The organism is Raineya orbicola, from assembly GCF_002843425.1.
GTDB classification, from domain to species: Bacteria; Bacteroidota; Bacteroidia; order Cytophagales; family Thermonemataceae; genus Raineya; species Raineya orbicola.
In genome coordinates, this window is record NZ_NKXO01000029.1 from 1 (window position 1) to 13,240 (window position 13,240).

General features: G+C 38.6%; 12 protein-coding genes. 7 read left to right on the forward strand and 5 right to left on the reverse strand.

Features of this window, described 5'->3' with window-relative positions:
• Positions 1–224: 224 nt before the first annotated feature.
• Positions 225–1,169, reverse strand: a complete 945-nt coding sequence (locus tag Rain11_RS09485) for a hypothetical protein (protein WP_133121560.1) — start codon at positions 1,167–1,169, stop codon at positions 225–227.
• A gap of 121 nt (positions 1,170–1,290) precedes the next feature.
• On the opposite strand from Rain11_RS09485, the gene Rain11_RS09490 reads away from it, so the two are divergent.
• Positions 1,291–2,343, forward strand: coding sequence for a cytochrome-c peroxidase (locus Rain11_RS09490; RefSeq protein WP_101359127.1), 1,053 nt, complete (start codon positions 1,291–1,293; stop codon positions 2,341–2,343).
• A gap of 8 nt (positions 2,344–2,351) precedes the next feature.
• On the opposite strand, the gene pseC is transcribed toward Rain11_RS09490, so the two are convergent.
• The gene (gene pseC / locus Rain11_RS09495; protein WP_101359128.1) at positions 2,352–3,500 is read right to left on the reverse strand and encodes a UDP-4-amino-4,6-dideoxy-N-acetyl-beta-L-altrosamine transaminase; all 1,149 of its coding nucleotides are present in this window, start codon (positions 3,498–3,500) and stop codon (positions 2,352–2,354) included.
• A complete protein-coding gene (gene pseB, locus Rain11_RS09500; RefSeq protein WP_101359129.1) occupies positions 3,497–4,543 on the reverse strand; it encodes a UDP-N-acetylglucosamine 4,6-dehydratase (inverting) in 1,047 nt (348 codons plus the stop codon). Before pseB ends, pseC begins: the two co-directional genes overlap by 4 nt.
• Before the next feature lie 183 nt (positions 4,544–4,726).
• On the opposite strand from pseB, the gene ppk1 reads away from it, so the two are divergent.
• The gene (gene ppk1 / locus Rain11_RS09505) at positions 4,727–6,847 is read left to right on the forward strand and encodes a polyphosphate kinase 1 (RefSeq protein ID WP_101359130.1); all 2,121 of its coding nucleotides are present in this window, start codon (positions 4,727–4,729) and stop codon (positions 6,845–6,847) included.
• Here ppk1 and Rain11_RS09510 read toward each other — a convergent pair.
• Positions 6,844–7,257 (reverse strand): tellurite resistance TerB family protein, encoded by a 414-nt coding sequence (locus Rain11_RS09510; protein WP_101359131.1) that lies wholly within the window; start codon positions 7,255–7,257, stop codon positions 6,844–6,846. The two genes, ppk1 and Rain11_RS09510, sit on opposite strands and share 4 nt — an antisense overlap.
• A 117-nt stretch (positions 7,258–7,374) precedes the next feature.
• Between Rain11_RS09510 and Rain11_RS09515 the strand changes: the two genes are divergently transcribed.
• From Rain11_RS09515 to Rain11_RS09530, 4 genes are all read left to right on the forward strand, one after another.
• On the forward strand, positions 7,375–8,406 hold the full coding sequence (locus Rain11_RS09515; RefSeq protein ID WP_101359132.1) for an aldo/keto reductase: 1,032 nt from the start codon (positions 7,375–7,377) through the stop codon (positions 8,404–8,406).
• Positions 8,407–8,499: 93 nt separating this feature from the next.
• Positions 8,500–9,660, forward strand: a complete 1,161-nt coding sequence (locus Rain11_RS09520; RefSeq protein WP_101359133.1) for a homogentisate 1,2-dioxygenase — start codon at positions 8,500–8,502, stop codon at positions 9,658–9,660.
• Between the two features lie 67 nt (positions 9,661–9,727).
• Positions 9,728–10,378: an ATP-binding cassette domain-containing protein gene (locus tag Rain11_RS09525; protein WP_101359134.1), complete on the forward strand. Its 651-nt coding sequence runs from the start codon at positions 9,728–9,730 to the stop codon at positions 10,376–10,378.
• Between the two features lie 21 nt (positions 10,379–10,399).
• Positions 10,400–11,590, forward strand: a complete 1,191-nt coding sequence (locus Rain11_RS09530; protein ID WP_101359135.1) for a phosphoglycerate kinase — start codon at positions 10,400–10,402, stop codon at positions 11,588–11,590.
• A 49-nt stretch (positions 11,591–11,639) separates the two neighbouring features.
• Here the strand turns inward: Rain11_RS09530 and Rain11_RS09535 are convergent, their stop codons facing one another.
• On the reverse strand, positions 11,640–12,329 hold the full coding sequence (locus Rain11_RS09535) for a peptidoglycan DD-metalloendopeptidase family protein (protein WP_207764448.1): 690 nt from the start codon (positions 12,327–12,329) through the stop codon (positions 11,640–11,642).
• Positions 12,330–12,383: 54 nt separating this feature from the next.
• On the opposite strand from Rain11_RS09535, the gene Rain11_RS09540 reads away from it, so the two are divergent.
• Complete coding sequence (locus Rain11_RS09540) at positions 12,384–13,223, forward strand: dienelactone hydrolase family protein (protein ID WP_101359136.1); 840 nt, start codon at positions 12,384–12,386, stop codon at positions 13,221–13,223.
• The last annotated feature ends 17 nt before the right edge of the window (positions 13,224–13,240 follow it).

Consider the following 13,240-nt stretch of genomic DNA (forward strand, 5'->3'; position numbering starts at 1 on the left):
GTCAATTTGTGGTCTGGAATTATTGCCTACAAATTCCTAGATAAAAAGCCCACTATTAGAGATTTTCAAGAAAAAAATCTACTTACAAATTTTGAACTTTTTCAAGATATTGCCGCTTAACTCACGTTGTTTTAGTAGGATTATACAGCGAATAGAAAAATGGTTGTAGCAAAAAAAAGGCTTTGCTTAACTGCAAAGCCTTTTTTTCAATGTATTTTGAAAAACTATTTTCTTACCAAGAAACTTCTCAAATCAGAAACTTTTGTGTGAATTTGCTCAACAGCGGCTTTGTTGATTTCTACTTTTTTAGTAGTTTTCACAAGCACTTTATCACTAATTTCGTCGGCATTTTGCACTTCTGCAATGTCCAAAACATCTATATCGTTACTTGCGTTTTCTACTTTTACACTTTCATAAGCCTTGTAAAGGTCTTTAAGTTTGGTAAGAAGTTGTTTATTTTCTTCGTTTTGCTCCATTTTTCCTACGATATTGATAAGATTTTCCAAAGAGGTTTTCTGACCGCCTATACGCCATAAAGCAAGTTTGTATTTTTCATCTTTATCGTAATTGGGTATTTCTTTGAGCAGACTTGTTCCTAAATACAAACCTTCTACCCAAGCTCCGATAAGCACATAAGTTGCCACATCAGTTCTTTCATTTTTACGCAGGTATTCGTCGATAGAAAAATAGCCTTCGCGGGCAATAGAAAGCAAGGAATCGCGGTTTTCAAGATTTTTTTCAAATTTCAAAACCATTTCTTTGGTTTGCTCATCAAGAATATTGAGTTGGTCAGTGAGTTTTTTGACAGATTTTAGATATTTTAAGCCTTCCTGTGCTTTCATATACAGCGAATTGTAGCCTAAATCTACTAAATATACCCCCAAATTGATAGCACTGCGTTGGGAAGTGCTTAAATACGCCTCAACATTTTCGGCATTGTTGAGATATTTGGCATTGTATTCCAATTTAGCTTGATTGATGTGAGCAATAAAATCCACAGGTGAGGGAAGTTCCGAAGCCACTTTGGCAACTTCATTGCCAATTTTAGTAGTATCTTGGGAAACATTTTGGGTAGAATCAGCTTTTTTTACTTCGCCCCCAGTATTATTTTCTTTGCAAGCCGTAAGCAAACCGCCTGCAATGAGCAGAAAAAGGAATTTTTTTATCATACCTTGCATAATTTTTGTGGCAATTTAGTAAAAAACTCAATACTTGCAAATTTGTATTGAAATTTTCCTTATGTAGAAACTTTTTTTTGTGAAAAAAGTTACATTTGTAGAAAAGTAAAATATGAAAACAAGTGCTTATTATTTATTGATTGTATTTGTTTGGATTGCTTGTCAGAGAAAAGAAGAGCAAAAGCCCGATATTTATGCCTCTATTCGTTTTGAAAAACCTCAAAATTTCCCCGAAACACATTACAATGTGAGCGAAAATCCTCCCACACCTGCGGGTTTTAAGCTCGGCAAAGCACTTTTTTATGATGGCATACTTTCTCGCGATGGTACGATTAGCTGTGGAACTTGCCACCAACAACCTTTTGCCTTCACGCATCACGAGCACGATGTAAGCCACGGCATTGATGATAAACTTGGTATTCGGAATGCTCCTTCTTTGCAAAATTTAGCTTGGCACAAAGAGTTCAATTGGGACGGAGGCGTAAATCACTTGGATTTCTTTTCAATACAGCCCATTGAAAGCCCCGTAGAAATGGACGAAAAGCTAAGCAATATTCTGCAAAAACTTCGTAATCACGCTACTTATCCCAAACTTTTCAAAGAGGCTTTTGGCTCGGAAGAAATTACTACCGAACGCTTTTTGAAAGCTATCTCGCAATTTGTAGTGATGATGATTTCTGCCGATAGCAAATATGATAGATATTTAGCGGGCAAAGAATCGCTTAATGCTGATGAATTAGCAGGTTTTCAGGTTTTTCAGAACAAATGTGCTTCTTGTCATCAAGGGATTTTATTCACAGATTTGAGCTATCGTGATAATGGTCTTGCTCCTTTATCTCGCAATGACACAGGCAGGGAAAAGGTTACCCTTAATCCTGCTGACCGCTACAAATTTAAAGTTCCCAGTTTGCGGAATGTTGCGGTTTCTCGTCCTTATATGCACGATGGCAGATTTTCAACTTTGGAGCAAGTGTTGAACCATTACCAGAATGGGGTTCGGAACAATCCCAATCTGGATAACCTTTTACGCAAACCTAATGGTTCATTGGGAATAGACCTCAACGAAACTGAAAAGCGTCGGATTATTGCTTTTTTGCAAACACTCACCGATGAAAAATTTTTGAAAGATGAGCGTTTTTCAGAGTTTAATCTAACTATCAAATAAACACCCTTTTACGCAAAAAAAGCTTTTATCTTTTCAATAACAAAGCTCTGTTCGTTTTCTGTGAGCGTAGGATACATAGGCAACGAAAGACATTTTTCATAATAATTTTCTACCATAGGGAAATCCCCCTTTTTGTATCCTAAATTTTTGTAAAAAGGTTGCAAATGGACAGGAATGTAATGTACTTGGCAGAAAATTTGATGTGCTTTCAGGTAGTCGTATAATTCCTTTCGTTTTTCAGTTTGAATGATGTACAAATGATAAGCGTTTCCTTTGTCGTAAGGTAAGATTTTTACTTCTGAAAGGCTCTCAAAGGCTTGCTGGTAGCGTAGAGCAATTTGATGACGTTTTGCCAAATTTTCTTTGGCTCTTTGAAGCTGGCTAATACCCAAAGCACATTGCAAATCAGTGAGGCGATAGTTGTAGCCTAAGGTTTGCATTTCATAATACCAGCCTCCGTGATTTTCTTGCAAAAGTTCAGGGTTGCGGGTAATACCGTGAGTACGCAAAAGCAGTAGTTTTTCGTATAGGTCTTGGCGATTAGTGGTAATCATTCCTCCTTCGCCGCAGGCAATATGCTTGACAGGGTGAAAAGAAAAAATAGCTAAATCTGCAAAATTACCATTACCGCAAAATTGCTTTTCGCCTTTGCTATCCACAAAATACCCACCGGGAGCGTGGCAGGCATCTTCCAAAATCCAAAGATTGTATTTTTGGGCAAGCAGTTTGAGCCTTTCTAAATCAACCGCTTTACCCGCAAAATCAACAGGTATGATGCCTTGAAAAAAACCTTTGGGTTTAGATAAAATGAGTTTTTCAACTTTTTTAAGGTCTAATAGCAGAGTTTTTTCATCAATATCAGCAAAGAATACATTTCCCCCTGCATATTTTATGCAATTGGCTGAGGCTACAAAAGTAAGTGGCGAGGTGATAACATTAACGCCTTCTTTTACCCCCAGAGCCAGAGCCGAAAGATGCAGTGCCGCAGTGCCATTGGCTACTGCTACGGCGTATTTAGCTCCAACGTACTCGGCAAATTTTTGTTCAAATTCGGCTATTTTAGGTCCTTGTGTCCAGAAATCAGATTGTAGTGTGTTTATCACAGATTCAATATCGGCGGAAGTAATTTCTTGTTTGCCGTAAGGTATGGGTTTCATAGTTTTTGAGGAACTTCAACGTTAAAACTACTATCTACGTGCAAGCGTATTTGCTCACGAATTTGCTCTACGCTGAGCCATTCGGTATTTTGTCCCGAAGAATAACGAAACCCCTCTTTCACTTTCTTGCCTTTATGGTGAGCCATAAAGCGTGCTAATGTATTTTCATAGCTTTCAAAAGGGAAGTTAGGCACGATAACGTAATATTTATCCAACTCAATGGTATTGAGCGAATCAGTTTCGGTTATCATTTCCTCGTGGATTTTTTCGCCGGGTCGTATGCCCACAATACGTTTCTCGCAAGCAGGGCAAATAGCTTCTGCCAAATCTAAAATGCGATATGAAGGAATTTTAGGCACAAAAACTTCACCCCCCAGAGCGTTTTGCAAAGCGAAAAGCACCAAATCTACACCTTCTTGCAAAGAAATATTGAAACGTGTCATTTCGGGGTGAGTGATAGGCAAAACACCTGTTTTTCTTTTTTCTAAAAAGAATGGCACTACCGAGCCACGTGAGCCTATCACGTTGCCATAACGCACCACTGAAAAAGTAACTTTATGCTCGCCTACCATATTGTTGGCGGCAATAAATAACTTATCTGAGCAGAGTTTGGTTGCTCCGTACAAATTGATAGGTGCGGCGGCTTTATCAGTGGAAAGAGCTACTACTTGCGAAACGCCACAATCCAAAGCGTTTTCAATGACATTCTGAGCCCCGATAACATTTGTTTTGATAGCTTCAAAAGGGTTGTATTCGGCGGTAGGAACTTGTTTGAGTGCAGCAGCGTGAATAACTATATCTACCCCCTCAAAAGCTCTTTTGAGGCGTTCTTTATCGCGTATATCACCTATAAAATAGCGGATTTGAGGATATTTAGAAGGCGAAAATTGTTGTGCCATCTCAAATTGCTTCAACTCATCGCGAGAAAACACAATCAATTTCTTAACATCAGAAAATTTTTCTAAAATAGTAGAGACAAATTTTTTCCCAAAAGAGCCTGTTCCGCCTGTTACCAGAACAGATTTGCCCGCAAAAATACTCATATAAAATATTGATTTTTCCTAAATGAAATGCAAATTTAGAAAAATGACTTCTTTCCTACAAAAAATCATAGACATAATTGTCAAATGATTTTCATAAACATTTTTTAATGCGTATTTAATCTTGTTAGGATTTGTTTTTTTGGTTTTTTGCACTAATTTTGAAAATAACAAAATTTCTACGCTATGTTAGTAAGAGAAAAAGTTAGTTCTACCATAGAGCAAAGCGAATACATCAGTCGTGATTTGAGTTGGTTACAATTCAATTGGCGTGTATTAGACCAAACCCAAGCTGAAAGGAGAAATTTGTTTGAAAAAATGAAATTTCTGGCTATCACCGCCTCCAATTTAGATGAATTTTTTACAATACGAGTAGGAAGTTTATACAATTATCTGGACTACAACAAAGAACGTTTGGATTATTCGGGCTTGAAGGCTCGTCCTTTTCGAAAAGTACTACTTGACGAAGCACACCATTTTGTAGCAGACCAATACCAAGTTTTTCAGGAGCTAATGAGCCATTTTGAAGAAAATGGTTTCCGACTGGCTACCATCCGAGATTTGCGAGAAATAGAAAAAGAGGAAGTAGAACTCTATTTCCGAAAGACTATCTATCCGATGCTTACCCCAATGGTTTATGATAGTCATCACGCTTTCCCAATACTCAGGGCACAAACGCTGGTGTTTGGTGTAGTTACACAAGCCGAAGAGGGGGGGAAATCAGTACGAAAAGCTTCTTTTGTGCAAGTACCGCAAAATTTGCCTCGTTTTTATGAAATCAAACGAAAAGAAGATGAAGAAATACTTTTTGTGCCGATAGAAACGATTATCCGTTGGCAGATTGGCAAACTTTACAAAAATATCAAAATCCTTTCAGTGGATTTATTTCGTATTACGCGTAATGGTGATTTTACGCTTGAAGAAAGCGATGATATAGAAACTGATTTTATCAATGAAATCCGAAGCAAGCTCAAAAGCCGCCGAACAGGGAGAGTAGTACGTGTTGAAGTACTTTCCAAATATTCGGAGTGGCTGATGAAAATTTTGAAAGAGCGTTGGCAAATTGATGATGATAATATTTTCATTGTTGATAAACTTTTAGACCTAACCTGCCTTTGGCAAATTATCAAACACCCTGATTTTGCAGATGAATTGCCACCCTTGCCCAATCAGGTTCTGCCTTTGCGTATGCGAGGTTTTGAAGCAGATACTGATTTGTTTGATATTTTGAAAGAAAGAGATATTTTGCTGCATCACCCTTACAATTCTTTTGAGCCTTTCATTGAGTTGTTGGAGCAAGCCGCCGAAGATGCCCATACTTTGGCTATCAAAATTACTATTTACCGACTTGCTAAAAATTCCCGTATTACGGAGGCTTTGCTCAAAGCCGCTGAAAATGGCAAGCACGTTTCTGTGCTTTTTGAACTAAAAGCTCGTTTTGATGAGGAAAACAATATTCGCGAGGCTCAAAGACTGCAAAAAGCAGGCTGTTATGTAGTGTATGGCATAGGTGGCTATAAAACCCATACCAAATTGTGCTTGATTGTACGTAAAGAAGATAATCAAATTGTACGTTATGTACATCTTTCAAGTGGTAATTACAACGAAGAGACTGCTCGGCTTTATACAGACGTGGGATTGCTGACTACTGATGAAGATTATGCCGAAGATGTTTCCGAGTTTTTCAATGTCATTACGGGGCATTCGGTTCCCGATTATTACAAATGTCTTATCACCGCTCCCCGTGAAATGCGAACTCGTTTAGCCCAACTTATTCGCAATGAAGCTGAAAATGCCCGTAAAGGTTTGAAAGCAGGGATTGCTATCAAGGTCAATTCTTTGGAAGATAGAGAAATTATCAATGAATTATATGAGGCTTCCAAGGCAGGCGTGCCTATCAAATTGATGATACGTGGCATTTGCTGTTTGCGTCCCCAAAGGGTAGGGTTAAGCGAAAATATTGAAGTACGTTCTATTGTAGGGGATTATTTGGAGCATACACGTTTGTATTATTTCTACAACGATGGCAATCCTTTGGTGTATGGGGGGAGTGCCGATATGATGGTGCGTAGTTTTGATAGACGTTTAGAATCATTGTTCCTAATAACTGATAAGTTTTTGCGTATGCAAGCTACGGCTATTTTGGCTTATAATTTCCGTGATAATGTCAATGCTTATGTTTTGCAAGAAGATGGCTCTTACAAGAAAGTGGAGATTAAGGAAGACGAAAAACCTTTCAATATTCATAAAGAGTTTTACAAAATTACAGAGGAAGACGTAAAGCAAGCAAAGATTTTTGATTTTTAGTCAGCAAAATGGCTTTCTTTGAGTATTTGGAATGCTTCCTCAAAAGTTTTACCCTCTTGTATCATTTGTAAAGTGGGCTGAATAATTTGGGGGCTGTATTGGAAAATTTGCGTTAGTTTTTCAACGAAAGCAACTTCTTTTTCGTGAACAACTCCATCGGCAAGAACCATTGTGAGCAAGTCGTACCAATAATGAAACCTATCCAAAGGTTTTTTGGGTAAAGAAAGTGAAAGAGGGTCGGCGTTTTTTTGTAGCTTTTGCAAATACCCCGACGAAACACCAAACTTGCGTGCAATGGCGAGTAAAAGCTCGTATTCGTGTAAGTGGAAAAAACCATCTACTTTCGCTAGACTCAAAAGATTGGTCAGATGTTTTTTGTTTTGTGAAGATACAAATAAATCGTCAAACATAGTTGTTCCTGTTTTTTTACATAGATACGAAAAAACTCAAAAAGGTTTTGCACTTTCTAAATAGAAATGGCATATTTGTAAGATTTCAATTCATTTTCTAATAAAACGCCGAGTAGTATGCTTTACAAACTTTTAGGAAAAAGCGGTTTGCGAGTTTCTGAACTCTGTTTGGGAACAATGACTTTCGGAACAGAATGGGGCACAGGTGCCGATTGGGCAGAAAGCAAAAGAATTTTTGATGCTTATGTGGAAAAAGGTGGAAATTTCATTGATACCGCCAACCGATATACCGAAGGCACAAGTGAAAAATGGGTGGGGGAATTTATTGCTTCGCAAAGAGATTATTTTGTGCTTGCAACCAAATATACTCTTTATGATGATAGAAAAAACCCAAATGCTTCGGGTAATCATCGGAAAAATCTGAAACGTTCTGTGGAGCAAAGTCTCCGAAGGCTCAACACAGATTACATAGATTTGCTTTGGCTGCACGTGTGGGATTTTACAACCTCTATTGAAGAGGTGATGCAAAGCCTCAATGATTTGGTGCGTTCAGGGAAAGTACTGCATATAGGCATCTCTGATAGCCCTGCGTGGATTGTAGCCAGTGCCAACACTATGGCAGAATTGCGAGGTTGGGAAAGTTTTATAGGCTTGCAAATTGAATATAGCCTCATTCAACGTACTCCTGAACGGGATTTGCTTCCTATGGCAAAGCATTTTGGACTGGCAGTACTTGCTTGGTCGCCTTTGGGGGCAGGAGTACTTACGGGCAAGTACAATCAAGGCATTCCCGCAGATGTTCGCCTTACTGAAAATAGCCGAAAACTTATTCCGCAGAACATCAAAATCGCTCAAAAAGTGGGTGAAATTGCTCAAACTTTGGGTTACACACCTACGCAAGTTGCTTTGAATTGGCTTCGCAGTCAGCACCAGCAAGTTTTTCCAATAATAGGGGCAAGGAAATTAAGCCAAATTGATGATTCATTAGGCTGTTTGCGGTTTCAACTGCCTAATGAAATGCTCAAAGAACTTTCAGAATTAAGTGCAGTAGAAATGGGTTTCCCTCACGATTTTATTGCTTATCCTGCGGTGCAAGATGTTATTTTTGGCGATTATGCAGGTAAAATTCAAAATCACAGGCTTAAATGAGGAAAATCAGGGATTTTCCTGAAAGTTTTGCAAAAATTGCAAAGATTTGTAAATTTGAAAAGTCTTTTTTCTAACCTAAAAACGCAACTCTGTATGACCTACTATTATAGAATGGGTAAAATTCCACCCAAACGCCACATTCAGTTTCGTCAGCCTGATAATTCGCTTTATTACGAAGAGTTAGTAAGTTCAAAAGGTTTTAGTGGTATTTACTCCAACTTGTATCATACTTACGCACCTACCCGCGTAAAACGTGTAGAAAAATCTGTGCCTTTACCTTTGAAGATGCTTACAGAAAGACCTTTACTGCAAACACACCTAAAAACTTCTAATGCGGGCTTTACAGGCAAAGATTATTTGGAGGCTCGGAAAATCTTAATGGCTAATCAAGATATTCGCATTGCCATTTGCAATCCTGAAAATCTTTCAATGGATTATTACTACAAAAATGGCGAAGCTGATGAAATGATTTATCTGCACGATGGCAGTGGTTATTTAGACTCTCAATTTGGTAGATTGCGTATCAAAAAAGGTGATTATGTAATTATTCCACGCACAACCATTTATCGCATTCATTTTGATGAAGCACCTGTTCGGTTGCTCATTATGGAAGCAATGGGACCTATTGAAACCGTAAAACGTTATCGCAACGAACTAGGGCAACTTTTAGAACATTCCCCTTACTGCGAAAGAGATATTCACCCTCCCCAAGAACTTATTACTGAAACTGAAAAAGGCGAATATCACGTAAAAATCAAAAAAGGAGGATTTTTACATCATTATGTCTATGAGCATAGTCCTTTTGATTTGGTAGGCTGGGACGGCTTTTTGTATCCTTATACTTTTTCTATTTACGATTTTGAGCCTATCACGGGGCGTATTCATATGCCACCCCCTATTCATCAGACTTTCCAATGCTGGGGGGCTGTGGTATGTTCTTTTGTGCCTCGTTTGTTTGATTATCACCCTCTTGCTATTCCTGCTCCTTACAATCATTCCAATATAGATTCTGATGAGGTGCTTTTCTATGCTGAAGGGGAATTTATGAGTCGTAAAGGCATTGATAGAGGTTCTTTTACACTTCACCCTGGGGGCTTGCCTCACGGACCTCACCCTGGCACCGTAGAAAAAAGCATCGGGGCAAAAGAAACCCACGAATACGCCGTGATGATTGATACATTCAGACCGCTTTTCATTACCGAAGAGGCTTTGTCTTTTGTTGATGAAAAATATCCGATGAGCTGGACGGAGTAAAAACAAAAATCAACGGACTTTTCTTTTTCGCTGAAATTTTGCCAAATTTGCAGGCAAAATTTCAGCTATGCAGATTACCCTTGAAAAAATTGTCCCCGAACCGCTTGCCGAAGTCTTTAATCCGCAATCGGAAGTTTGGAATACTACTATTCGCTTTGAAAAAGGTAAGAATTATCTGATTTACTCCCCTTCGGGTAAAGGGAAATCTACTTTTTTGCATATCATCTACGGGCTTCGCAAAGATTTTCAGGGCAATTTGCTTGTAACAGGCAAAAATAGTCAGCAACTTTCTGCCGAAGAGTGGGCTAATATTCGTCAAAATCATTTTTCCATTGTTTTTCAGGATTTGCGTCTTTTTTTACATCTTACCGCTTGGGAAAATTTGCTTATTAAAGCCGCCCTCTACGCTCATACGCAAGAAAAAGAACTGCAAGAACAGGCTGAGTTTTTGGGGGTTGCTCACGTTTTACACAAAAAAGCTCATACGCTTTCTTATGGCGAAAGGCAACGCATAGCGATTATTCGTGCTTTGATACAGCCTTTTGAGTGGCTTTTGCTTGATGAACCTTTCAGCCATTTGGATAGTGCCAACACCGAAAAAGCTTGCAAATTAATTGCCGAAAAAACACAAAAGCAGAATGCTTCTATTCTGATGACTTCTTTGGGGGCAGAGCAAAGTTATTTTTTGAATTTTGATGAAAAAAAGTTGTTAGGATAAACTAAAACCACTTCAATACTTATGCTAAACATAGAAAATTACAATTTTTCAGGTAAAAAGGTACTCGTAAGGGTAGATTTTAACGTTCCTTTGGATAAAAACACCTTTGAAGTTACAGACCTTACCCGCTTAAAAGCTCACGTGCCTACTATTCGTAAAATTACCCAAGAGGGCGGTTCTGCGATTTTGATGTCGCATTTGGGCAGACCCAAAGGAGGTTATGAAGAAAAATACTCTCTCAAACACGTAATACCCGCTTTGGAGAAACTTTTGGGGCAAAAAGTATCATTTGCAACTGATTGTATTAGTGAAGAGGCTTGGCAAAAGGCTCAAAACTTAAAAGCGGGTGAGGTATTACTTTTAGAAAATGTACGTTTTTACGCCGAAGAGGAAAAAGGAGATGAAGTTTTTGCCCAAAAATTAGCTCGTTTGGGTGATGTATATGTAAATGATGCTTTCGGAACGGCTCATCGCAAACACGCTTCTACGGCAGTTATTGCTCAATTTTTCAAGGAGAAAATGGCAGGGTTTGTGATGAAAGCTGAAATTGATAATGCTCAAAAGGTTCTGGAAAACGCCGAAAAACCCTTTACCGCCATTATGGGTGGAGCAAAGATTTCTGATAAAATTCTCATTATTGAAAGACTTTTAGAAAAAGTAGATAATTTGCTGATTGGTGGCGGAATGAGTTATACTTTTTTCAAGGCGTTAGGAGGCGAAATAGGCAGTTCGCTTGTGGAGGAAGATAAATTAGATTTGGCTAAAAATCTGCTGGAAAAGGCAAAAGCCAAAGGGGTAAATTTAGTTTTGCCCAAAGACTCTGTCATTGCTGATGCTTTCAACAATGAGGCAAATCGCAAGGAAGCAGATAATATGTGTATTCCTGCGGGGTGGATGGGCTTGGATATTGGTGTAAAAGCAGTTGAGGAGTTTTCAGAGCTGATTAAGCAATCCAAAACCATTCTTTGGAATGGACCTATGGGGGTTTTTGAAATGCCTAACTTTGCCAAAGGCACAGCCGCTGTAGCCCAAGCCATCGCAGAAGCAACTGCCAAAGGAGCTTTTTCACTCATTGGCGGTGGTGATTCGGCGGCGGCGGTCAATCAGTTGGGGTTTGGTGAGCAGGTTTCTTACATTTCCACAGGAGGCGGAGCTTTGCTTGAATATATGGAAGGCAAAGAATTGCCCGGTGTGAAGGCTTTGGAAAGTTAATGAATTTGGAGCGACCATATCTGCTAAAATATGGTCGCTTTATGAAAATTTATTCCAAAAGCGAGCTTTTCAAAATTAGATTAGGATTGGGGCAGATTTGTTTGTAGAAATTTAATTTTTCAGCAGAACATACCCCAGGAAAATCCCCTTGCCAGCCTTGCATATCCAAAATAACCTGAAAATGTAAATGTGGAGACCAATCACCATTTTCAGGATAATTGCCTATTTCAGCAAACTGCTCGCCTTGCTTGATAGTTTGTCCTACTTTTTTGTTTTCTAAAGACTTTCGGCTCAAATGCCCGTAGAGTGTGTAAAATTTGATATTTTCAGCTTGATGCTCTAAAATAATAGTAGGTCCATAATCTCCAAAACGATTATTATCTTGGAAACTATGCACTACTGCATCATAAGGGGCAAAAATAGGCATACCCGCCTGTGTCCAAATATCTATTCCCAAATGAAATTCTCGTTTTTCGGTACCATTGTTGAAATGTTTGCTTCGGTGATAAAGAGTTCTTTTTTCCAAATATCCGCCAATAAGAGCTTTTTTGAAAGCGAATTGTAATTGATTATCAATCCATTTTTGCATTTTATCACTTCCCCAAGAATAAATTACTTCACTGACGGCATTGTTTTCGGAAAGGTCTAAAAATAGCGTATCACTTTCATCAAGAGCCAAAGGCAATATGCGAGCAAAAGAAAGCTTCGCTAAAATAATTTCAGCTTCGTATGAACGCATCGTTTTACAATTTTTTTACAAAAAAAACGTTCTTTGAGAAAAAGTACAACTGCAATGAAAAAAATATTTTACCCTTTGCTATTTTGCATAGTTAGTCAGTGGGTGGTAGCACAAACTTGCTGTCAGTTGCCCTCTGCAAATGCTACTTTTGCTCAATTTGCAGAAGACAAAGAATTTCAGATGAGTCATCTTTTGCCATTACCCTACACGCACATTAGCGAAGTAGGCAAAGATATTACTTTCAAAGCCGCAGATGGTACTGATGCTTACGCCTACGAACTGAAAGCTAAGCAGAAAAGTAATAAGTTTATTTTGGTTTTTCACGAATGGTGGGGGCTGAATGATTACATCAAAAAAGAAGCAGAAAAAATTTACAACGATTTGGACGGAAAAGTAAATGTAATTGCCTTAGACTTGTATGACAAAAAGGTAGCCACTACACGCGAAGAGGCTTCGCAATTTATGCAATCAGCTAAAAAAGAACGTATAGAAGCAATCATTCAAGGGGCTTTCAGTTATGCAGGTAAGAAAGCTGTTTTTGGAACAATTGGCTGGTGTTTTGGAGGAGGTTGGTCTTTGCAGGCGGCAATTTTAGCCGAAAAACAAGCCAAAGCCTGTGTAATTTACTACGGAATGCCCGAAAAAGATGTAGAACGTCTGAAAAAGTTGAAAGCAGAAGTTTTAGGTATTTTTGCAGGCAGAGAGCGTTGGATTAGTCCTGCGGTAGTAGCTGAATTTGAAAAAAATCTGCAAATGCTCAAAAAAAGTTATAGCCTGCAAAGTTTTGACGCCGAACACGCTTTCGCTAACCCGAGCAACCCCAACTACAACCAAGAAGCAACCCAAAAAGCCTATCAACTGACAATCAGTTTTTTTAGAAAAAAAATGTTGTAGTGAATTTACTGGTTCGT